Raw genomic sequence first — 22,050 nt, 5'->3', positions numbered from 1 at the left:
CTCAGATGTTCCGGAAGCGGTTGATGGCGTCGATGTGCTTGGCGCGCATCTCCTCGTCGCGCACGCCGAGGCCTTCCTCGGGGGCGAGGCAGAGCACGCCGACCTTGCCCTGGTGCAGGTTGCGGTGCACGTCGTACGCGGCCTGCCCGGTGTCCTGGAGGGAGTAGACCTTGGAGAGGGTCGGGTGGATCTTGCCCTTGGCGATGAGGCGGTTGGCCTCCCAGGCCTCGCGGTAGTTGGCGAAGTGGGAGCCGATGATCCGCTTGAGGGACATCCACAGGTACCGGTTGTCGTACTGGTGCATGTAGCCCGAGGTGGAGGCGCAGGTGGTGATGGTGCCGCCCTTGCGGGTGACGTAGACGCTGGCGCCGAAGGTCTCGCGGCCGGGGTGCTCGAAGACGATGTCGATGTCCTCGCCGCCGGTCAGCTCGCGGATGCGCTTGCCGAAGCGCTTCCACTCGCGCGGGTCCTGGGTGTTCTCGTCCTTCCAGAACTTGTAGCCCTCGGCATTGCGGTCGATGATCGCCTCGGCGCCCATCGAGCGGCAGATGTCGGCCTTCTGGTCGCTGGAGACGACGCAGATCGGGTTGGCGCCGCCGGCCAGTGCGAACTGGGTGGCGTAGGAGCCCAGGCCGCCGCTGGCGCCCCAGATCAGGACGTTGTCGCCCTGCTTCATCGCCGCGCCGTTGCGGGAGACGAGCTGGCGGTAGGCGGTGGAGTTGACCAGGCCCGGGGCCGCGGCCTCCTCCCAGCTGAGGTGGTCCGGCTTGGGCATCAGCTGGTTGGACTTGACCAGCGCGACCTCGGCGAGGCCGCCGAAGTTGGTCTCGAAGCCCCAGATGCGCTGCTCGGGGTCGAGCATCGTGTCGTTGTGGCCGTCGGAGGACTCCAGCTCGACCGAGAGGCAGTGGGCGACGACCTCGTCGCCGGGCTTCCAGGCGTTCACGCCCGGGCCGGTGCGCAGGACGACGCCCGCCAGGTCGGAGCCGATGATGTGGTAGGGCAGGTCGTGCCGCTTGGTCAGCTCGCTGACCTTGCCGTAGCGCTCCAGGAAGCCGAACGTCGAGAGCGGCTCGAAGATCGAGGTCCACACCGAGTTGTAGTTCACCGAGGAGGCCATGACGGCCACCAGGGCCTCGCCGGGGCCCAGTTCGGGGACGGGCACCTCGTCGAGGTGGATCGACTTGCGCGGGTCCTTGTCGCGGGTCTCGAGGCCCGCGAACATCTCCGTCTCGTCCTTGTGCACGGTGATCGCACGGTACGACTCGGGGAGCGGCAGGGCGGCGAAATCGGCGGACGTGGCGTCCTTCGACTGGATCGCGTCCAGGATGTCCTTCACGGTCACGGTATTGCCTCCGGCGGTGAGCGCCCTGAGGGAGGAGCGCTGGGGATTCGTCGGTGCTGCTGCGAGGGGTGCTGCTGAGGGTTTTTCGGGTGTGCCGTCGGTTCGGCTCGGTGGTGCTGTGGCAGCGCTTTGTGGCGCGGGAGGTTGCCTGTGACGCAGGCGTCCGGGCGCGCAGGCCCAGGGGGCTTGCGGGGACAGCCGGCGAGCGTCTGGTAGCTGCTCGCCGGCCGCCCGGACCTCTTCAACGTATGACACCGCGTGTCAGGCGGCAAGGCACTGAGTGCCAGAACTTGCTCTCAGATGAAATCTTTACGTAACACATGAGCGATGATCGATCGAATCGCCCCTGAAATCTCCCCGAAAACGGCCCCTGACATGCCAAAACGGCCACCCCGAAGGGTGGCCGTCCTCACAGCGCGTCCGTACCGTCAGCGCTCTTTCAGCGCCTCCTCGATGGTCCGCATGACCTCGTCCAGCGAGGCGTCGGTGCGGGCGACCGTCACCAGCACCTCGCCGTGCGCGGAGACCGCCGCCGGGGCGGAAGGGGCCGCCTGGGCGGCCGGACCGCGGCCGGCGCCGATGCCGCTGCCGAAGGTCTTGCGCACGATCGCGAACGCGTGGTCCAGCTGCGCCTCCACGTCGCCCTGGCCGCCCGCCCGCAGCCAGCGCCGCAGGACGTGGTTGTGGGCGGTGACCACGGCGGAGGCGGCGACCTCGGCCAGCAGCGGGTCGTCGTTGGCGTCGTCGGCGTGCGCGTGCTCGTCGAAGTGGCCGAGCAGGTAGCGGGTGAACAACCGCTCGTAACGGGCCACGGAGGCGATCTCGGCCTCCCGCAGGGTGGGCACTTCGCGGGTGAGCTTGTAGCGGGCGACCGAGATCTCCGGCCGCGCCGCGTACATCTTCATGACTTCCTTGATGCCGCGGCACACGGTGTCGAGCGGGTGCTCGTGCGCGGGGGCGGCCTTCAGCACCGCCTCCGCGCGGACCAGGGTGTCGTCGTGGTCCGGGAAGATCGCCTCTTCCTTGGAACGGAAGTGACGGAAGAAGGTGCGGCGGGCGACCCCGGCGGCGGCCGCGATCTCGTCGACGGTGGTCGCCTCGTACCCCTTGGTCGCGAACAACTCCATGGCGGCCGCCGCCAGTTCTCGGCGCATCTTGAGCCGCTGGGCGGCGGCGCGGCTGCCCGCGGCACTCTCCGGCGCGTCGGGCGTAGCGGATGTACGGGAGGACTTGGCGGACTGCGACATGACCCGAACGTACTGCATGGGCGCGGCCTGGTGCGCAGGTGCGGGCGTTCCCCCGCCCACGGGGGGCGGGGGTCCGCCGGTCCGGGAGGGCGGGGGGACCCGGCGCCGCGCGGGTGGCGCGAACGCGCCGGGATCCAGCAGCCCGCCCCAGTCCGTGTCCGCGCGGGTCCGGTCGCCTGCGCCGTCAGCGGCGGGCATACTCGCGGAAGCCGCGGCCCGTCTTGCGGCCGAGGCAGCCCGCGGCCACCAGGTGCTCCAGCAGCGGGGCCGGGGCGAGGCCGGGGTCGCGGAACTCGCGGTGCAGCACCTTCTCGATGGCCAGCGAGACGTCCAGGCCGACCACGTCCAGCAGTTCGAACGGGCCCATCGGGTAGCCGCCGCCGAGCTTCATCGCCGCGTCGATGTCGTCGAGCGACGCGTAGTGCTCCTCCACCATCTTGATCGCGTTGTTGAGGTACGGGAACAGCAGCGCGTTCACGATGAAGCCCGCCCGGTCCGTGCAGTCGACCGCGTGCTTCCTGATCCGGCCGCACACCTCGCGCACCGTCGCGTGCACGTCGTCCGCGGTCAGCACCGTCCGGACGACCTCGACCAGCTTCATGGCCGGCGCCGGGTTGAAGAAGTGCATGCCGATCACGTCCTGCGGGCGCGAGGTGGCGCGGGCGCAGGCGACGACGGGCAGCGAGGAGGTGGTGGTGGCCAGGACCGCGCCCGGCTTGCACACCTTGTCCAGCGTGCCGAACAGCTGCCGCTTGACCTCCAGGTCCTCCGCGACCGCCTCGACGGCCAGGTCGACGTCGGCGAAGGCGTCGTAGGAGCCCGCCGGGGTGATCCGGTCCAGGACCTGCGCGGCGGCCTCGGCGGTCAGCCGGCCCTTGTCGACGGAGCGGGCCAGCGACTTGCCGATCCGGGCCTTGGCGGCCTGGGCCTTCTCCTCGCTGCGGGCGGCCAGGACGACCTCGTAGCCCGCCTTGGCGAACACCTCGGCGATGCCGGAGGCCATGGTGCCGGAGCCCGCGACACCGACGGAGCGGACCGCCCGGCCCCCGGTGGCCGCACCGTCCGTCACCGGGCTCGTCGCGTCCGGCACCACCGTCGCGCTGCCGGGCGCCTCGTAGGTGTAGAAGCCGCGCCCGGACTTGCGGCCGGTCAGACCCGCCTCGCTGAGCTGCTTGAGGATGGGGGCGGGGGCGTGCAGCCGGTCCCGGGACTCGGCGTACATGGCCTCCAGGACCGTCCGCGCGGTGTCGATGCCGATCAGGTCCAGCAGGGCGAGGGGACCCATCGGCAGGCCGCAGCCCAGCCGCATGGCGGCGTCGATGTCCTCACGGGAGGCGTACTTCGCCTCGTACATCGCGGCGGCCTGGTTGAGGTAGCCGAAGAGCAGTCCGTCCGCGACGAAACCGGGGCGGTCGCCGACCGCGACCGGCTCCTTGCCCAGCTCGACGGCGAAGTCGGTGACGGCGGCGACGGCCTGCGGCGCGGTGAGCACCGAGGAGACGACCTCGACCAGCCGCATCGCCGGCGCCGGGTTGAAGAAGTGCAGGCCGAGCACCCGCTCGGGGCGGGCGGAGCCGGCGGCCAGCCGGGTCACGGACAGTGCGTTCGTCCCGGTCGCGATGACGGTCTCCGGGCGGACGATGCCGTCGAGTTCGCCGAAGATCTGCTGCTTGATCTCGTACGACTCCGGGGCGACCTCGATGACGAGGTCGGCGTCGGCCGCCGCACCGAGGTCGGTGGCGGTGCGCACCCGGGCCAGGGCGTCGGCGCGCTCCTGGGCGGTGAGCCGGCCGCGGGCCACGGCCCGGTCGGTGGCGGCCTCCAGGGCGGCCAGTGCCCGGGCGGTGCGGGCCTCGCTGATGTCGATGCCGATCACCTCGCGGCCGGCCTTGGCGAGGACCTCGGCGATGCCGGTGCCCATGGTGCCGAGGCCGACCACGGCGACCGTCCGGAACGGGGACACGGGGGTGCCGGGCTGGGGGGACAGGGGAGTGGCCATCGCGGGACTCCAGGAATGAGGGGTGACGACGAGGAGCGCGCCGGGTGCGCCCGAGGGCGCACCACGGTGCGGGAAGGAGTGCGGGTGTTTCCGGGCTGCGAGCGCACACGCCCGGTGCTGCCGGTGCCGCGGGCGTGCACACGCCCGGGAGCGGCGGAACGTCGACCGGCCCTGTCCCGGAGCCGGGTCGTACTGCGGTACACATGGCGTACCGAACCGACCGAACACCTCCGACGGCCGCGTCACCAGACCGTCGTCGGCGGATAAGCGAGAGGGTGACTCGCTCGTATGAGCTTAACCGGCGGGTAACGAGCGCGCCAGCCCTCCGGGGGAAACCGACTGTGTGATGTACCTCCCCCGCCCGCCGTGACCCGCCTACGCTGGCCTCGTGGACGAAGAGTTGCGATCGCTCACCGAGCGCTTACGGCAGGAGTCGGGCGGCACGGCGGCGTTCGACCGCCTGCGGGCCACGCGGGACCACGCCGAACTGGCCGAGGTGCTCACCGCGCCCGGACAGCCCCTGTGGGCCAGGGAACTGGCCGCGTTCCGCCTCGGCCTCGCCGGCGACCGGCGCGCCTTCGAGTCCCTCGTGCTGCTTCTCAACCACCGCGACCCGCCGCGCTGCGCCTCCGCCGCCCACGCCCTCGCCCGGCTCGGCGACCCGCGCACCGCCCGGGCCGCCGCCGCCCTCGCCACCAACGAGCTGCGCGTCGCCTACGCCCTGCACCCGGTACGGCTCCTGGCCACCCTGCGCGCCCCGGAGTCCGTGCCCGCGCTGATCACCACCCTGGAGCGGCGGCTGCGCCCGCACGACCCCTACCGCAGGGTCGCCCTCGCCTGTGTGGAGGGTCTCGGCGCGCTCGGCGACGCCCGCGCCCGGCGGGTGCTGAACGAGGCCCTGGCCCACCCGGCGCTCGCGGAGGCGGCGGTGCACGCGCTGGCCCGGATCCCGGAGCAGCAGCGCAGATGACCGGGCCGGCGCCGGGTCAGCCGCCCAGCGTCGCCACGTACCGCACCTCCGGCACGGCGGTGCCGGCCACCTCGAACGGCTCCTCCGCCCCGTCGGGCCGGAACCCGGCGCGCTCGTAGAAGCGGCGGGCCGAGGTGTTGTGCCGGAGCACCCACAGAAGCATGCGCGGCCACGCCGCGCACCGCTCGACCGACGCGGCCAGCAGGGTCCGGCCGATCCCGCCGCCGAGGTGCGCCGGATCGACGTAGAGCGCGTACAACTCGGCGTCCCGGGCGGGCGCGTCGCCGCCCCGGTACGGCCCGTGCGCCGCCCACCCCAGCACCCGGCCGTCCCGCTCGGCGACCAGGTTCACCACGGAGCCGTCCCCCTCGGCGAACCGGGCCCGGCGGCGCTCGGCGTCGGCCACGACGTCCAGTCCGTCGAGGTACGACCCCGGCATGAGCCCCCGGTAGGCGTGCTGCCAGCCCCGTACGCGGATCTCTGAGACGCGGTCGCAGTCGGCCAGGGTCATCTCCCGGACCGTCAGGGCGGTCACGGGGTGTGCGCGGCGCGGGCCGCGCGCACCGCCGGCACGGGGGCCATGTCCGTGACGAAGTACGTCAGCTCGACGACGTCCCCGAAGCCGGCCTCCGCGGCGGCCGGACAGCGCCTCGGGTTCTCGATGGCGGCGGGGGCGACCCCGTCGGGGGCGGCGGTACGGGTCGGTTCACTCATGCCCTCATGATGGCCCGTCCCGTCCCGTCGCCGGCACCCCCGGGGAACCCCACTGCCGCTAGGGTCTTTCGTTCGGATCAGGCCGGATCAGGGAGCGGGTCCTGGTGCCGTGCATCGCAAGGCACCAGGAGGGCGCCATGGCGGAGCCATGGCAACCGACGACAACGCGGCGAGGCGCGGTGCCAGGACCCGCGAGCCCGGCATGATCCGAACGAGAGGGCCTAACGGCGGAAGCCCAGCAGGCCGTGCAGTACCGAGCCGCGGGACGATGTCGACGCCGCCTTCGTGGTGAGCGGTTCCGGGTCCGGCGACGCCGCGCAGACCGCGTCGGCCGGGCCCCCGCCGCGCGGAACCGTGCCGTCGGCGAGATACGCGGCCAGGTACCGGTCCAGGCAGGCGTTTCCGCTCAACGTGACGCCGTGGTTGCCGCCGCCCTCCTCGACCACCAGGCCGGAGCCGGCCAGCAGCCGGTGCACCGTGACGCCGCCGGAGTACGGGGTGGCCGCGTCGTCGGTCGCCTGGAACAGCAGCGCGGGCGGCAGCTTGCCGTTGGCGATGTCCACCGGTCGCCGCGCGGCAGCCGGCCAGAACGCGCAGGGCGCGTTGTACCAGGCGTTGTTCCAGGCCATGAAAGGTGCCTTCGCGTGCACCCGCCAGGTGTCGGCGCGCCACCGGTTCCAGGAGCGTGGCCAGGGGGCGTCCCGGCACTGCACGGACGTGTAGACGCTGTAGCCGTTGTCGCCCGAGGCGTCCACGGCGGCGAAGTTCTCGTACGCCTCCACCAGCGGCCCGGTGTCCTTGCGGTGGACGTAGGCCGCGAACGCCTCGGCCAGGTAGGGCCAGTAGCCGTTGTAGTACCCCCCGGGGAGGAAGGTGTCCTCCAGCTCGGCGGCGCCGACCCTGCCACCGGCCGGCGTCCGTGCCAGGGCGGCCCGCATCGCGTACCACTCGGCCTCGATCCTCGCGGGATCCCTGCCGAGCCCGTACGTTGCGTCGTACCGGGCGATCCAGGCCATCAGCGCCCGGTGACGCCCGTCGAAGGCGTAGTCCTGGCCGAGGTTGTCCTCGTACCAGACGCCGGTCGGGTCGACGACCGAGTCCAGCACCAGCCGGTGGACCCGCTCCGGGTACAGCTTCGCGTAGACCGCGCCGAGGTAGGTGCCGTACGAGTAGCCGAAGTAGCTGATCCTCGGCGCGCCCAGGGCCTGCCGGACGGAGTCCAGGTCCCGGACGGTGTTCACGGTGTCGATGTACGGCAGCACGCCGGCGTACGCACGGCCGCAGGCGGCGGCGAAGGACCGCGCCCGCCCCAGGTTCGCCCGCTCCAGCGCGGGCGTGGCCGGTACGGTGTCCGGGCGCACCGCCCTGAAGTGGCCGGGCGCGCAGGTCAGGGCCGGGTCGCCCGGGCCGACCCCGCGCGGGGCGAACCCGATGACGTCGTACCGGGACGCCACGCTCTCCGGCAGGGCCGAGGCGACGAAACCGGCGAGCGTCAGACCACTGCCGCCGGGGCCGCCGGGATTGACCAGCAGGGGGCCCTGCGAGGTCCTGGCGGTGTGCGGGACGCGGGACAGGGCGAGGGTGAGCTGCCGGCCCGACGGGTCCGCGTGGTCCAGCGGGACCTTCAGGGACGCGCACTGGAGCCTCGGGTAGTCACCGGTGCCGCACTTCTGCCAGGAGAGCTTCGGCACCGGGGCGGCGGTGGCCGCCCGGACGGGAACGGCGGTGACCGAGCCCGCCAACATGGCGGCGGCCGCGCACAGCACGGCTGCGCGATGTCTCATGTGGGTCCTTACGGGACGGAAGGTGTCGGTGAACCGCGAGGCTCACGGTTCTGGCCGCATCGTCCCGGCGCCGGGCCCGCCGGGAACGCGTTCCGGCGATACTTGACCCGATTGGGCCGAGGGATCCCCCTAACGCCCCCGGATGTGCTCACATGAGGGTGAGCTGGGTGGGTTCCGGACCGGCCGGGGGCTGCTCGGGCGCCGGGCGGATCCGGCGGGCCTGCCCCGCGCGGCTGGGCCCGATGCCGTGCTCCTCGGCCAGCTCGTGCACCTGACGGGTGATCCGGCGCTGGTACCAGCGGGGCGCGTAGGCCCCCTCGGCGTACAGCCGCTCGTACCGCGCCACCAGGTGCGGATGGTGCCGGCCGAGCCAGGCCGCGAACCACTCCCGGGCGCCCGGCCGCAGATGCAGCACCAGGGGCGTGACCGAGGTCGCCCCGGCCGCCGCGATCGCCCGTACGGTCTCCCGCAGCTGGGCCGGGGCGTCGCTCAGGAACGGAATCACCGGCGCCATCAGCACCCCGCAGCCGATGCCGTGCTCCCCGAGGGTCCGTACGACGTCCAGCCGGCGCTCGGGCGCGGGCGTGCCCGGCTCCACCGTGCGCCACAGCTCGGTGTCCAGGAAGCCGACCGAGACCGAGATGCCCACGTCCGTCACCTGGGCCGCCCGGACCAGCAGGTCGAGGTCGCGCAGGATCAGGGTCCCCTTGGTGAGGACGGAGAACGGGTTCGCGTGGTCGGTGAGGGCGGAGATGATGCCCGGCATCAGCCGGTAGCGGCCCTCGGCGCGCTGGTAGCAGTCGACGTTGGTGCCCATCGCGACGTGGTCGCCCTGCCAGCGGCGGGAGGCGAGCTGACGGCGCAGCACCTCGGGCGCGTTGACCTTGACCACGATCTGGGTGTCGAAGCCGATGCCGGTGTCCAGGTCCAGATAGCCGTGGGTCCGGCGGGCGAAGCAGTAGACGCACGCGTGCGTGCAGCCCCGGTAGGGGTTCACCGTCCACTCGAACGGCATGCGCGAGGCGCCCGGCACCCGGTTCAGCACCGAGCGCGCCCGGACCTCGTGGAAGGTGATTCCCCGGAACTCGGGCGTGTCGAACGTACGGGTGGTCACGGTGTCCGCGCCGAAGAGCACGGCGTCGGCGGCCCGGCCGTGCTCGGCGGACTCCTCGGGCGGGCCGGACTCCACGGTGAGGTTCTCCCAGCGCATGACGCCTCCTCGGTAGCACTCGCCACAGAATAGAACACCTGTTCCCATGATCGTGCGCACCCCGATTTGGGCGGCCGGGTACCGGGGTGGTTGGCTTGCCCCCACCCCGAGCAACCAGGTCCTGGAGGAAGCAATGGCGCAGGTCGAGGCCACTACGGAGCGGGTCGTCGCGGCGGACGCGGAGAAGGTGTTCGACGCCCTCGCCGACTACCGCGGCACGCGGCAGAAGCTGCTGCCCGAGCACTTCAGCGAGTACGAGGTGCGCGAGGGCGGCGACGGCGAGGGCACCCTCGTCCACTGGAAGCTCCAGGCCACCAGCAAGCGCGTGCGCGACTGCCTCCTGGACGTCACCGAGCCCACCGACGGCGAACTGGTCGAGAAGGACCGCAACTCCTCCATGGTCACCACCTGGCGCGTCACCCCGGCCGGCGAGGGCGGGTCCCGGGTCGTCGTCACCACCACCTGGCAGGGCGCCGGCGGCGTCGGCGGCTTCTTCGAGCGCACCTTCGCGCCCAAGGGCCTCGGCCGGATCTACGACGCCCTGCTCGCCAACCTCGCCGCCGAGGTCGAGAAGTAGCCCCAAGGTCCGGACGGTGAAGGGGTGTTGACCCCTTCACCGGTTCGGGTGGATCTCCGCCCGGTCCCGGGCGGTGCCGTAACTCGCCGCAGTTGTTCGCAGTTGCCGCCTTGCGCGCGCAATGTGAACAGGTGTGACGAGGGGAGCGGTACGTGGGCGGGACGACACTGGTGCAGCACGAGCCGGTCGTGGCACCGGCTGCCGGCGAGGACAGCGCCGCCCCGCCGCCCCCCGCGCCCCCGGCCGCACTCGCCCCCCGCCGGGTCCGCCTGGTCTTCCTCGGACTCATGCTGGCGCTGCTGCTGGCCGCCCTGGACCAGATGATCGTCGCCACCGCCCTGCCGAAGATCGTCGGCGAACTGCACGGCCTGGACCGGATGTCCTGGGCGATCACCGCCTACCTGCTCACCTCCACCATCGGCCTGCCCCTCTACGGCAAACTCGGCGACCTGGTCGGCCGCAAGGGCGTCTTCCAGTTCGCCATCGCCGTCTTCGTCCTCGGCTCCGCCCTCGCCGGCCGGGCCGGGACCATGGACCAGCTGATCGCCTACCGCGCGCTCCAGGGCGCCGGCGCCGGCGGCCTCATGATCGGCGTGCAGGCGATCATCGCCGACATCGTGCCGCCGCGGGAACGCGGCCGGTACATGGGCCTGATCGGCGCCGTCTTCGGCCTCGCCTCCGTCGCCGGCCCGCTGCTCGGCGGCTACTTCACCGACCACCTCTCCTGGCGCTGGTGCTTCTACGTCAACGTCCCCTTCGGACTGATCACCCTGGCCGTCGTCACCGCCGTCCTCAGACTGCCCCGGCCGCGGGTCCGCGCCCGCCTCGACCTGCTCGGCGCCCTTCTGCTCGCCACCGCCTCCACCTGTCTGGTCCTGCTCACCAGCTGGGGCGGCACCGAGTACGCCTGGGACTCGCGGCAGATCCTCGGTCTCGGCGCCGGCGCCCTCGCCTCCACCGCCCTCTTCCTCGTCGCCGAGCACTTCGCCGCCGAACCCCTGATCCCGCTGCGGCTGTTCCGCGACTCCGTCTTCGTCACCAGCGGCCTCGTCGGCCTGGTGATCGGCGTCGCCCTGTTCGGCGCCGCCAGCTATCTGCCGACCTTCCTCCAGATGGTCGACGGGGCCAGCGCCACCGAGTCCGGGCTGCTGATGCTGCCCATGATGGCCGGCATCGTCGGCGCCTCCGTCATCGGCGGACAGCTCATCAGCCACACCGGCCGGTACCGGATCTTCCCCGTGCTCGGATGCGCCGTCTCCACCGTCGGCATGTGGCTGCTGTCCCGGCTGGAGACCGGCACGCCCCGGCTGCACTACAGCATCTGGATGGCCGTTCTCGGCGCCGGCATCGGCCTGGTGATGCCCGTCCTCGTCCTCGCCGTGCAGAACTCCGTGCGCCCCGCCGACCTCGGCACCGCCACCAGCGCCAACAACTACTTCCGGCAGATCGGCGGCAGCGTCGGCGCCGCCGTCTTCGGCACCCTCTTCGCCGGCCGGCTCGGCGACGCCCTGCGCGACCGACTGCCCCCGCACGCGGGCACCGGGCTGCCCGACCCCGACTCCCTCACCCCGCAGCTCGTCCACGCGCTGCCCCCGGCCCTGCGCGGCGCCTACATCCGCGCCTACGCCGACGCGATGCCCCGGATCTTCCTCTACCTCGTGCCGGTGCTCGTCCTCGGCCTGCTGATCGCCTTCTTCCTCAAGGAGAAACCACTGGTGTCCCACAACGCCGCCGGAACAGGCCCCGCGCCCGTGACCGCCCCCGTCCCGCAGGCCCGCCACCAGTCTCCGGGCGGCGGGACCCCCGCCGCGCCCCGCTCGCCGTACACCGCCGGGATCCCGGTCTGCGGCACGGTGCAGCACCCCGACGGCACGGTGGTGCCCCGCGCCGCCCTCACCCTCATCGACATCGCCGGCCAGCAGATCGGACGGGGCGCCAGCGGCGAGGACGGACGGTACGCGCTCGGCACGCCCGGCTCCGGGTCGTACGTGCTGATCGCCGCGGCCGGCGGCCACCAGCCGCAGGCCGTCTCCGTCACCGTCGGCGAACGCCCCGTCGAACTCGACGTCGTCCTCGGCGGCGCCGGACGCCTCGCCGGCAGCGTGCTCACCGCCGACGGCACCCCGGTCCGCGACGCCACCGTCACCCTGACCAACGTGCACGGCGAGGTCGTCGCCGCGACCCGCAGCGGACGCGAGGGCGGCTACGTCATCACCGAGCTGGTCGCCGGTGAGTACACCCTCGCCGCCAGCGCCCCCGTCTTCCGGCCCGCCGCGCTCCCGGTCACCGTCCAGGCCTCCCGCGAGACCCGGCAGGACATCGAACTCGCGGGCGGCGCCGTGCTCAAGGGCACTGTGCGGGCGAGCGGCGGACGGGCCGTGGAGGACGCGCGCGTGACCCTGCTCGACGCCGCCGGGAACGTCGTCGACACCCTCACCACCGGAGCCGACGGCACCTTCCGGTTCGTGGACCTCTCCTCCGGCGAGTACACCGTCATCGCCGCCGGTTACCCGCCGGTCGCCACGGTGTTGCAGGTCGCGGGCGGCGGACGCACCGAACGGGACCTCCAGCTCGGACACGAGGACTGAGGGGGGCGCGCGTACGGCACGGGGCCGCGCGCCGGTGCGTCCGGTGACACGAATTCCAGGATTGCCGCACATCGCGACCGGCCGTCGCCTTACCGTGGTGGCGGGCGGCACAGATCGTTTTGCGTACAGCCGTGGGGAGAGAGGGCCTGGGCCATGGACCGTGGCAGCGAGCGGGACACTGTCCCCGGGCGCGGCACCGGCGACGCCGCGGCGGGCCGGATCCCGCTGGCCGTGGTCGTCGTCGACCGCGCCGGACTGGTGTCCCACTGGAGCAGCGGCGCCCGGCGCCTGTTCGGCGTGGCCCGGGAGGAGGCCGTCGGGCATCCCGTGACGGACCTGCTGCCCGTCTCCGGCGCTCTGCCGGAAGACCTGCGTGCCGCCGCGATGCCGGACGCGTACGAGGCGGGCGACCTGGGCGCCGACGCCCTGCCGGACGCGTACGAGGCGTACGACGGGCCGGGCCCGGACCTGGAGACCTCGCTCGGCGGCCACACCGGGTACCCCACCGCGGGCCGGGCCCGCCTGGTACCGCCCCGGCAGGACCCGGACGGCGAGCGGCTGGACGTGCTGTGGTGGGCCTATCCGCTGGTCGGGCCGGGCACCTCCCGGCTGCTCGTGCTCGCCGCCGACGCCACCCGGCTGCGCGACGAACGCGGCTACGACGACGAGACGGCCGAACGCATCGCGCCCGGCTTCGCCCGCCACACCGAACTGCCCGCCTACGAGACTCTCGAACGGCGCCTGCCCGAGATCCTGCCCAGCATGGGCCCGGGACTCAGCGCCCGCATCGTCTCCCAGGTCCTCGAACTCGGCTATCCGGTCCTGGAGTTCAGCCAGTTCGAGCGGGTGCCCGTCACCCCGTACTGGGGCGTGCCCCGCCGCGCCGGACGCACCCGCGCCGAGGCCGTCGCACCGCAGGGCCGGACACCGGTGGTCCGTGTCCCGGCCGGCGCCGAAGAGGACCTGGAGTACGCCGCCGTCCGCGAGCGGCTGGAGTTCCTCAACGAGGTCAGCTCCCGCATCGGCTCCTCCCTCGACCTCGGCGAGACCATCCGCGAGGTCACCAGCGCCGCCGTACCCCGGTTCGCGGACTTCGCCGGCACCCATCTGCGCGCCGCCGTGCTGGCCGGCGAGGGCTTCCCGGACGGGCCGCCGGACGCCAGCACCGTGATGTTCCGCGTCTGGGTCGAGCACAACGACGAACCGGGCCGCTGGGACGACACCGTGCCGGTCGGCGAGGCGTTCGCCTTCCCCGAGCACACCCCGTTCTACCGCTGCATGGACAGCGGTGAGCCGGTGCTCGTCCCGCGGGTCACCGAGGAGCTGTCCGAGCGCATCGCCGGCGAGTTCGAGAAGCGTGACCTCAGGCCGCTCATCGGCGGCCGGTCCCTGCTGATCGTCCCGCTCAAGGCGCGCAACGTCGTCCTCGGCTTCATGGTGCTGCTGCGCCGCCCGGACCGGCCGCAGTTCGACGACATGGACCGCACCACCGGCGCCGAACTCGCCGCCCGCGCGGGCCTCGTGCTCGACAACGCCCGCATGTACACCTACCAGGAGAACGTCGCCGACACCCTCCAGGACAGCATGCTGCCGCAGGTGTCCCCGCGGATGGCCGGCTGCGACGTCGCCACCCGCTACCTGCCCGGTGCCCGGCTCGGCCGGATCGGTGGTGACTGGTTCGACAGCATCAAACTGCCCGGCTCCCGCACCGCCCTCGTCGTCGGCGACGTCATGGGACACGGCCTGAACTCGGCAGCGATGATGGGTCAGTTGCGCACCGCCGTACAGACCATGGCCGCCATGGAGACCCCGCCCGCCCAACTCCTGCGCAACCTCGACGACCTGGCCCGCCGGCTCGGCGACACCTACCTCGCCACCTGCCTGTACGCCGTCTACGACCCGATCCGCGGCGAGCTGACCCTCGCCAACGCCGGTCACATCCCGCCGGTGCTGGTCCGTGCCGAGGACGGCAGCAGCCAACTCCTCGACCTGCCCACCGGTGCGCCGATCGGTGTCGGCGGCGTCCCCTTCGAGGTGTCCCGGGTCAAGGTCGCGCCCGGCGACCGGCTGGTGCTGTGCACCGACGGCCTGGTCGAGGTGCGCGGCTCAGACATCGGCGAGGGCCTGGCCGCGCTCTGCGAGTCCGCCGCGCACCCCGCCGCCTCCATGGACGACGCCTGCGACACGATCATCCGCGCCCTCAACACGCGCGGCGGACGCAAGGACGACGTCGCCCTGCTCATGGCCCGCCTCAACGGCATCCCGGACGAGGACGTCGCCGAGTGGTGGCTCGACGCCGACCCGCGCGAGGTGGCCCGGGCCCGCCGCCTGGTCCGCGAACGGCTGCTGCGCTGGAAGCTGCCGCACGCCGTGGAAACGGCGGAGCTGCTGGTCAGCGAGGTCGTCACCAATGCCGTCCGGCACGCCGGGAGCGCATCGATCGGGCTGCGGGTCGTCCGCACCGACGCCCTGCTGTTCGAGGTGACCGACGACGAACCCGCCCTGCCCGGCCTGATCAGCGCCGGCCCCTACGACGAGTCCGGCCGCGGACTGCGCGTGGTCAGCCGGCTGGCCCGGGAATGGGGCGCCAGCGCCAGCGGGCACCGCAAGACCGTCTGGTTCGAACAGGCCACCGGCACCGCCTGACCCGGGAGCGTGCGTGGCAGGACACGCGTCTCCCGGCGTGGCCGGGGCCCGTACATCTCGTGAAGGTGGCCTCCCGGCTCTTGCCCCGCTCCCGGCCGTCGCGATATCCCGATCACGGAACCGAACCGTGGGGAGATCGCATGAACGTCTCGGACAACTACCGCAACGCCTGGGAAAGTTACTGGCGCGAAACCTCTGACACCCGGGGCGAGGCGATATGGGACGCCGATCCCTGCCTGAGCGCCGCACCGCACAGCGAACTGCTCCTGCCGTACGCCGACGCCAAACGGACTATCGTCGACCTCGGCTGCGGCAACGGCACCCAGACCCAGTACCTGGCCACCCGGTTCGCGCACGCCGTCGGCGTCGACCTCTCGCACGCCGCCGTGGAGCACGCCCGCCGCGCCGCGCACACCGACACCGTCGAGTTCCAGCAGCTCGACCTCACCGACACCGACGCCGTACGCGCCCTGCACCAGCGGCTCGGCGACACCAACGTCTACATGCGGGCCGTCATCCACCAGAGCGAGCCGGCCGCCCGTCCCGTGGTGGCCGCCGCCGTCGCCCGGCTCGTCGGCACCGAGGGCCGCGCGTTCGTGGTGGAACTGACCTCCGCCTCCCGGGACGTCCTGCGGCGCGCGGCGGCCGAACCGGCCGGCCCGCCCCCCAAGCTCCAGCGCGTCTTCCACCACGGGCTCAAGCCCGCCGACGCCGACGACGACGAGATACCGCGCCTGCTCGCCGAGGCCGGCCTCACCGTCCTGGCCGACGGTGAGACGACGCTGCCGCAGACCGAGTACCTCGCGGACGGCACCCGCATCGACCTGCCGGCACGCTGGTTCGTCCTCGCGGGCGCCTGACCGGGACCCGCGGCCCCGCGGCGGGCACGTGACCGTGCCCGGGTCGTAGCCTGTCCGCCGCCCGGCGCGTAACGTGACGGGACATGAAGATCCTCATCAGTGCCGACATGGAGGGGGCCACCGGAGTCACCTGGCCCGCCGACGTGCTGCCGGGGACGCCGCAGTGGGAGCGGTGCCGGACGATGTTCACCTCCGACGTGAACGCCGCCGTGGAAGGCTTCTTCGACGGCGGCGCCGACCAGGTGCTCGTCAACGAGGCCCACTGGACCATGCGCAACCTCCTCCTGGAGCGGCTCGACGAGCGGGCCGAGATGCTCACCGGCCGGCACAAGGCACTGTCCATGGTGGAGGGCGTCCAGCACGGTGACGTGGACGGCATCGCGTTCGTCGGCTACCACGCGGGCGCCGGCATGGCGGGCGTCCTCGCCCACACCTACCTCGCCAACCAGATCACCGGCGTGTGGCTGAACGGCGTCCGCGCCGGCGAGGGCCTGCTCAACGCGCACGTGGCCGCCGAGTACGGCGTGCCGGTCGTCCTCGTCACCGGCGACGACGTGACCTGCGAGGACGCGCTCGGATACGCGCCCGAGGCGCTGAAGGTCGCCGTCAAGGACCATGTGTCGCGGTACGCGGCCGTCTGCCGGACCCCGGCCCGGACCGCCGCCGCCATCCGCGCGGCGGCCAAGGAGGCCACCGGGCTGGCGGTCCGTCACCGGCCCGCTCAGGACGGCCCCTCCACGATCGCCGTCGAGTTCGACGCCGAACACCTGGCGTCGGCCGCCACCGTCGTCCCCGGCGTGGCGCGGACCGGTGAGCGGAAGGTGGCGTACACCAGCGCCACCATGTACGAGGGGATCAGGACGTTCAAGGCGGTCACCACGATCGTCTCCGCCGCCGTGGAGGAGCAGTATGGCTGATTCGCAGGCCCTGGACGAGGTCGTGGAGTTCACCTCCGGCCTGATCCGTATCGACACCACCAACCGCGGCGGCGGCGACTGCCGGGAGCGGCCCGCCGCCGAGTACGCCGCCGAACGGCTGGCCGGGGCCGGCCTGGAACCCCTGCTGCTGGAGCGCACCCCCGGCCGCACCAACGTCGTCACCCGGATCGCGGGCACCGACCCGTCCGCCGACGCCCTCCTGGTCCACGGCCACCTCGACGTGGTGCCCGCCGAGGCCGCCGACTGGAGCGTGCACCCGTTCTCCGGCGAGGTCCGCGACGGGGTCGTGTGGGGGCGGGGCGCCGTCGACATGAAGAACATGGACGCGATGATCCTCGCCGTGGTCCGGTCCTGGGCCCGGCAGGGCGTGCGGCCCCGCCGCGACCTCGTGATCGCGTTCACCGCGGACGAGGAGGCCAGCGCCGAGGACGGCTCCGGTTTCCTCGCCGACCGGCACCCCGAACTCTTCGAGGGCTGCACGGAGGGCGTCAGCGAGTCCGGCGCGTTCACCTTCCACGACGGGTCCGGACGGGAGATCTACCCGGTCGCCGTGGGGGAGCGGGGCACCGGCTGGCTCAAGCTCACCGCGCGCGGCCGGGCCGGGCACGGCTCCAAGGTGAACGGGGAGAACGCGGTGACCCGGCTCGCCGCGGCCGTCACCCGCATCGGCGAGCACGAGTGGCCGATCCGCCTCACCCCGACCGTGCGGGCCGCCCTGTCCCAGCTCGCCGCCCTGTACGGCATCGACGCCGGCTTCACCGACGTCGACCGGCTGCTGGAGAAGCTCGGGCCGGCCGCCCGGCTGGTCGAGGCGACCGTCCGCAACAGTGCCAACCCGACCATGCTGGACGCCGGTTACAAGGTCAACGTGATCCCCGGAGAGGCGGTCGCCCACGTGGACGGGCGCTTCCTGGCGGGCTTCGAGGAGGAGTTCACCGCCACGATCGACGAGCTGACGGGCCCGGACGTGCGGTGGGAGTTCGCCCACCGGGAGGTGGCCCTCGAAGCACCGCTGGACACGCCGGTGTACGCCGCGATGCGGGCGGCGGTGGGGGAGTTCGCGCCCGGCGGGCACGTGGTGCCGTACTGCATGTCGGGCGGCACGGACGCCAAGCAGTTCTCCCGGCTCGGCGTCACCGGCTACGGCTTCACCCCGCTGAAGCTGCCCCCGGACCTCGACTACCAGGCGCTGTTCCACGGCGTGGACGAGCGGGTGCCCGTGGAGGCGCTGCACTTCGGTGTCCGTGTCCTGGACCGCTTCCTGCGGACGGCCTGACCGATGGAGGACGCGATGCGCGAGGCGCCGTACGGCTCGTGGCCGTCTCCCGTCGACGCCGCGCTCGCCGCCGCGCACGACGGGCGGCCCGACTGGGTGGACATCGTCGGGGAGGAGACCTGGTGGACCGAGCCCCGGCCCGCCGAGGGCGGCCGGCGGACCCTGGTCCGGCGCCGGACCGACGGCGTCGAGGAGCCGGTGCTGCCCGCGCCGTGGAACGTGCGCAGCCGGGTCATCGAGTACGGCGGCCGGCCCTGGGCCGGGGCCGAACGCGACGGGCGGCCGCTGATCGTCTTCGTGCACCTCGCCGACCAGCGGCTGTACCGGTACGAGCCCGGCGGTGAGCCCCGTCCGCTCACCCCGTCCTCCCCGGTGCCCGGTGGACTGCGCTGGGCCGAGCCCCGGGTGGACCTCGCGCGCGGTGAGGTGTGGTGCGTGCTGGAGGAGTTCACCGGCGACGGCCCCGACGACGTACGGCGGGTCCTGGCCGCCGTACCGCTGGACGGCTCGGCCGCCGCTGACCGCGGCGCCGTCCGCGAACTCACGCCCGCCCGGCACCGGTTCGTCACCGGCGCCCGGCTCTCACCCGACGGGCGGCGGGCCGCCTGGCTGGCCTGGGACCATCCGCGGATGCCGTGGGACGGGACGGAACTGCTGGTCGCCGACGTGCGGGAGGACGGCCGGCTGGAGAACGCGCGGACGGTCGCCGGCGGACCCGAGGAGGCCGTCGCCCAGGTCGAGTGGTCCCCGGACGGCAGGCTGCTGTACACGAGCGACCGCGGCGGCTGGTGGAACATCTACCGCGACGGCACCCCGCTGTGCCCGCGCGAGGAGGAGTTCGGCGGACCGCTGTGGCAGCTCGGGCTGCGCTGGTTCGCGCCGCTCGACAACGGCCTGCTGGCGGTGGTGCACGGCCGGGGGCCTGCCGTCCTCGGCATACTGGACCCGGAGTCCGGTGAGATCGTCGACGCCGCCGGACCCTGGACGGAGTACACCGCGGCCCTCGCCACCCACGGCGAGCGCGTCATCGCGGTCGGCGCCGGCCCGCACACCGCCTACGAGGTGATCGAGCTGGACACCGTCACCGGCCGCGCCCGGGCCGTCGGCGCCCGGCACCGGGACGCCGTCGACCCGGCGTACTACCCGCGTCCCCGCCGGCGCACCTTCCCCGGCCCGGACGGCCGCGAGGTGCACGCCCACATCCACCCGCCCCACCACCCCCACCGGACCGCGCCCGACGGTGAGCTGCCGCCGTTCGTCATCTGGGCGCACGGCGGCCCCACCGGCCGGGCACCGCTCGTGCTGGATCTGTCGATCGCCTACTTCACCTCACGGGGCATCGGGGTCGCCGAGGTGAACTACGGCGGCTCCACCGGATACGGCCGGGCCTACCGGGAGCGGCTGCGCGAGCAGTGGGGCGTGGTCGACGTCGAGGACTGCGCGGCCGTCGCCCGCGCCCTCGCCGACGAGGGGACCGCCGACCCCGCCCGGCTCGCGATCCGGGGCGGCAGCGCCGGCGGCTGGACCGCCGCCGCCTCCCTGACCACGACCGACGTCTACGCCTGCGGGACCGTCCTGTACCCCGTGCTCGACCTCACCGCCTGGGGCCCGGGGGAGACCCACGACTTCGAGTCCCGCTACCTGGAGTCCCTGATCGGCCCGCTCGCCGAGGTGCCCGCCCGGTACGCCGAGCGCTCCCCGACCGCGCACGCCGACCGGCTCACCGTTCCCTTCCTGCTGCTCCAGGGCCTGGACGACGTCATCTGCCCGCCCGCCCAGTGCGAACGCCTCCTCGCCCGGATCGCCGGCCGGGGCGTGCCGCACGCCTACCTCACCTTCGAGGGCGAGGGACACGGGTTCCGGCGGGCCGAGACGACGGTCCGCGCCCTGGAAGCCGAACTGTCGCTGTACGCACAGGTGTTCAAGCTGCATCCGACACCTCCGGTGCCCAAGGTGGAGCTGACCCCGTGAACGAGCTCGTCCGACCCCGCCGGCTGGCGCCGGGCGCACGGGTGGCCGTCGTCGCCACCAGCGGGCCGGTGCCCGAGGAGCGGCTCCAGGCGGGACTCGACGTGCTGCGCGGCTGGGACCTCGATCCGGTGACCGGCCCCCATGTCCTGGACCGCCACCCCGAGTTGGGATACCTCGCGGGCACGGACGCCGACCGCGCCGCCGACCTCCAGAACGCCTGGTGCGACCCGGCCGTGGACGCGGTGCTCTGCGCCCGGGGCGGGTACGGCGCACAGCGCGTGATCGACCTGCTCGACTGGGAGGCGATGCGGGCGGCCGGCCCGAAGATCCTCGTCGGGTTCAGCGACGTCACCGCGCTGCACGAGGCCTTCGCCACCCGCCTGGGGCTGGCCACGCTGTACGGGCCGATGGCGGCCGGCGTCGACTTCGTGAAGAACACGCGGGCGCAGGAGCATCTGCGGGCCACGCTCTTCGCGCCCGAGACGGTCCGGGTGATCGCCTCCGGCGGCACGGCCCTCGTGCCCGGCCGGGCCCGCGGTGTCACCCTCGGCGGCTGTCTGTGCCTGCTCGCCGCGGAACTCGGCACGCTGCACGCCCGGCCCTCGGCGCGCGGTGGACTGCTCTGCCTGGAGGACGTGGGCGAGGAGACGTACCGGCTGGACCGGTACCTGACCCAACTTCTGCGCGCGGGCTGGCTGGAGGGACTGCGCGGCGTGTTGCTCGGCTCCTGGGAGGGCTGCGCCGACGAGGCCCGGCTGCGGCACCTGCTGGCCGACCGGCTCGGCGGACTCGGCGTCCCGGTCGCGGAGAACGTCGGATTCGGCCACTGCGCGGGCGCGTTGACGATCCCGTTCGGTGTCAGCGCCGAACTGGACGCCGACGGGGGCACGTTGACCCTGGACGAACCGGCGCTGCGCTGACCGTCCCGCCCGCCCGACCGCCGCCCGGCCGGCTCACCCGGACGGCGGCGCCCAACGTGCGGACCGGCGCCCCGGGTTCCACCCTGGTCGCATGAGCCGGAACACCAAGGAGAGCGACGGCCGGAGCGAGCTGGCCACGCCCGTCCGCATGACCGTCCTGGCGCTGGCCGTCCTCCTTCTGGTCTTCGTCTTCGAGAACACCGGCGCCACCCGCATCCGGCTGTTCGGGCCCGAGGTCACCCTGCCCCTGTGGACGGCCCTGCTCGCCACCGGGCTCATCGGCGGGCTGTGCGGGGCCTATCTCATGCGTCGCCGCGGCCAGTGACACCCTAAGCTGGCCGGATGCCGCACACCGCGCCCTCGCACCTCCCCGAAGGTTCCCGCGTCGCCCTCCGCCGCTTCACCCTCGCGGACGGTCCCGAGTTCACCGCACGGGCCCGGGAGAGCAAAGACCTGCACCGGCCGTGGCTCTTCCCGCCGTACAGCGACGAGGCGTACGCCGACTACGCCGGCCGGCTGATCGAGGATCCGGCCCGGGCCGGCTTCCTGGTGTGCGAGAAGGACGGCGGCGGCATCGCCGGGTTCATCAACATCAACAACATCGTCCGGGGCGGCTTCCAGTGCGGCGCCCTCGGCTACGGTGCCTTCGCGCACGCGGCCGGGCGCGGCCTGATGCGTGAGGGCCTGGAACTGGTGCTCGGGTACGCGTTCGGGCCGCTGGGCGGCCTGCACCGGCTGGAGATCAACGTCCAGCCCGGGAACACCGCCTCCATCGCCCTCGCCCGGGGCGCGGGTTTCCGCCTGGAGGGCTTCTCCCCGGACATGCTCCACGTCGACGGAGCCTGGCGCGACCACGAACGCTGGGCACTCACCGCTGAGATGCGCACATCCGTCTGACTCCGCGGCCCCGGCCCGTCGGCCGGGGCCGTCGCCGCCCTGCGGGTTGAGCCGCGCGCGGCGGCTTCCAGGGCGCCGGCGCAGATGCGCAGCGAGGCGCCCAGGATC

The 22,050-nt window shown here is 73.4% G+C and carries 17 protein-coding genes and 1 pseudogene; 11 read left to right on the top strand and 7 right to left on the bottom strand.

Annotation, left to right across the window (positions count from 1 at the left end):
- Nucleotide 1 precedes the first annotated feature (1 nt).
- From ccrA to ACF1BE_RS22350, 3 genes are all read right to left on the bottom strand, one after another.
- A complete protein-coding gene (ccrA, locus tag ACF1BE_RS22360) occupies nt 2–1,339 on the bottom strand; it encodes a crotonyl-CoA carboxylase/reductase (RefSeq protein WP_392200844.1) in 1,338 nt (445 codons plus the stop codon).
- Between the two features lie 434 nt (nt 1,340–1,773).
- Complete coding sequence (locus tag ACF1BE_RS22355; protein ID WP_392200762.1) at nt 1,774–2,592, bottom strand: TetR family transcriptional regulator; 819 nt, start codon at nt 2,590–2,592, stop codon at nt 1,774–1,776.
- A gap of 184 nt (nt 2,593–2,776) precedes the next feature.
- Entirely contained in the window at nt 2,777–4,591 is a 1,815-nt protein-coding gene (locus tag ACF1BE_RS22350) for a 3-hydroxyacyl-CoA dehydrogenase family protein (RefSeq protein WP_392200761.1), read from the bottom strand.
- Between the two features lie 388 nt (nt 4,592–4,979).
- On the opposite strand from ACF1BE_RS22350, the gene ACF1BE_RS22345 reads away from it, so the two are divergent.
- A complete protein-coding gene (locus tag ACF1BE_RS22345; RefSeq protein WP_392200760.1) occupies nt 4,980–5,561 on the top strand; it encodes an adenylosuccinate lyase in 582 nt (193 codons plus the stop codon).
- A 16-nt stretch (nt 5,562–5,577) separates the two neighbouring features.
- Here ACF1BE_RS22345 and ACF1BE_RS22340 read toward each other — a convergent pair whose 3' ends face one another.
- The 4 genes and pseudogenes from ACF1BE_RS22340 to ACF1BE_RS22325 all read right to left on the bottom strand — a co-directional run bounded on the left by ACF1BE_RS22340 (nt 5,578) and on the right by ACF1BE_RS22325 (nt 9,269).
- Entirely contained in the window at nt 5,578–6,096 is a 519-nt protein-coding gene (locus ACF1BE_RS22340; protein ID WP_392200759.1) for a GNAT family N-acetyltransferase, read from the bottom strand.
- Nucleotides 6,096–6,275 (bottom strand): annotated as a pseudogene (locus ACF1BE_RS22335) (RidA family protein); the annotation flags it as partial. The pseudogene ACF1BE_RS22335 and the gene ACF1BE_RS22340, both read right to left, overlap by 1 nt.
- A gap of 221 nt (nt 6,276–6,496) precedes the next feature.
- Nucleotides 6,497–8,059 carry an alpha/beta hydrolase gene (locus ACF1BE_RS22330; protein WP_392200758.1) on the bottom strand — a complete coding sequence of 521 codons (1,563 nt, stop codon included), beginning with the start codon at nt 8,057–8,059 and terminating at the stop codon, nt 6,497–6,499.
- A 148-nt stretch (nt 8,060–8,207) separates the two neighbouring features.
- Nucleotides 8,208–9,269 carry an Rv2578c family radical SAM protein gene (locus ACF1BE_RS22325; RefSeq protein ID WP_392200757.1) on the bottom strand — a complete coding sequence of 354 codons (1,062 nt, stop codon included), beginning with the start codon at nt 9,267–9,269 and terminating at the stop codon, nt 8,208–8,210.
- 133 nt (nt 9,270–9,402) lie between these two features.
- Between ACF1BE_RS22325 and ACF1BE_RS22320 the strand changes: the two genes are divergently transcribed.
- From ACF1BE_RS22320 to ACF1BE_RS22275, 10 genes are all read left to right on the top strand, one after another.
- Complete coding sequence (locus ACF1BE_RS22320; RefSeq protein ID WP_392200843.1) at nt 9,403–9,846, top strand: SRPBCC family protein; 444 nt, start codon at nt 9,403–9,405, stop codon at nt 9,844–9,846.
- A 152-nt stretch (nt 9,847–9,998) separates the two neighbouring features.
- A complete protein-coding gene (locus ACF1BE_RS22315; RefSeq protein ID WP_392200756.1) occupies nt 9,999–12,434 on the top strand; it encodes an MFS transporter in 2,436 nt (811 codons plus the stop codon).
- A 153-nt stretch (nt 12,435–12,587) separates the two neighbouring features.
- Nucleotides 12,588–15,080: a SpoIIE family protein phosphatase gene (locus ACF1BE_RS22310; protein WP_392200755.1), complete on the top strand. Its 2,493-nt coding sequence runs from the start codon at nt 12,588–12,590 to the stop codon at nt 15,078–15,080.
- A gap of 140 nt (nt 15,081–15,220) precedes the next feature.
- Nucleotides 15,221–15,940 carry a class I SAM-dependent methyltransferase gene (locus tag ACF1BE_RS22305; protein WP_392200754.1) on the top strand — a complete coding sequence of 240 codons (720 nt, stop codon included), beginning with the start codon at nt 15,221–15,223 and terminating at the stop codon, nt 15,938–15,940.
- An 83-nt stretch (nt 15,941–16,023) separates the two neighbouring features.
- Nucleotides 16,024–16,857, top strand: a complete 834-nt coding sequence (locus tag ACF1BE_RS22300) for a M55 family metallopeptidase (RefSeq protein WP_392200753.1) — start codon at nt 16,024–16,026, stop codon at nt 16,855–16,857.
- A complete protein-coding gene (locus ACF1BE_RS22295; RefSeq protein WP_392200752.1) occupies nt 16,850–18,154 on the top strand; it encodes a M20/M25/M40 family metallo-hydrolase in 1,305 nt (434 codons plus the stop codon). Before ACF1BE_RS22300 ends, ACF1BE_RS22295 begins: the two co-directional genes overlap by 8 nt.
- Before the next feature lie 15 nt (nt 18,155–18,169).
- A complete protein-coding gene (locus tag ACF1BE_RS22290; protein ID WP_392200751.1) occupies nt 18,170–20,125 on the top strand; it encodes an LpqB family beta-propeller domain-containing protein in 1,956 nt (651 codons plus the stop codon).
- The gene (locus ACF1BE_RS22285; protein WP_392200750.1) at nt 20,122–21,045 is read left to right on the top strand and encodes an LD-carboxypeptidase; all 924 of its coding nucleotides are present in this window, start codon (nt 20,122–20,124) and stop codon (nt 21,043–21,045) included. The genes ACF1BE_RS22290 and ACF1BE_RS22285 overlap by 4 nt, the downstream gene beginning before the upstream one ends.
- 91 nt (nt 21,046–21,136) lie before the next feature.
- Nucleotides 21,137–21,370 (top strand): hypothetical protein, encoded by a 234-nt coding sequence (locus ACF1BE_RS22280; protein ID WP_392200749.1) that lies wholly within the window; start codon nt 21,137–21,139, stop codon nt 21,368–21,370.
- Between the two features lie 17 nt (nt 21,371–21,387).
- Nucleotides 21,388–21,942, top strand: a complete 555-nt coding sequence (locus ACF1BE_RS22275) for a GNAT family N-acetyltransferase (RefSeq protein ID WP_392200748.1) — start codon at nt 21,388–21,390, stop codon at nt 21,940–21,942.
- Nucleotides 21,943–22,050 lie beyond the last annotated feature (108 nt).

The organism is Streptomyces sp. NPDC014991 (assembly GCF_043080665.1).
Lineage (GTDB): Bacteria > Actinomycetota > Actinomycetes > Streptomycetales > Streptomycetaceae > Streptomyces.
The sequence above is the reverse complement of the archived record's forward strand: the minus strand, read 5'-3'. Positions and strand labels throughout refer to the sequence as shown.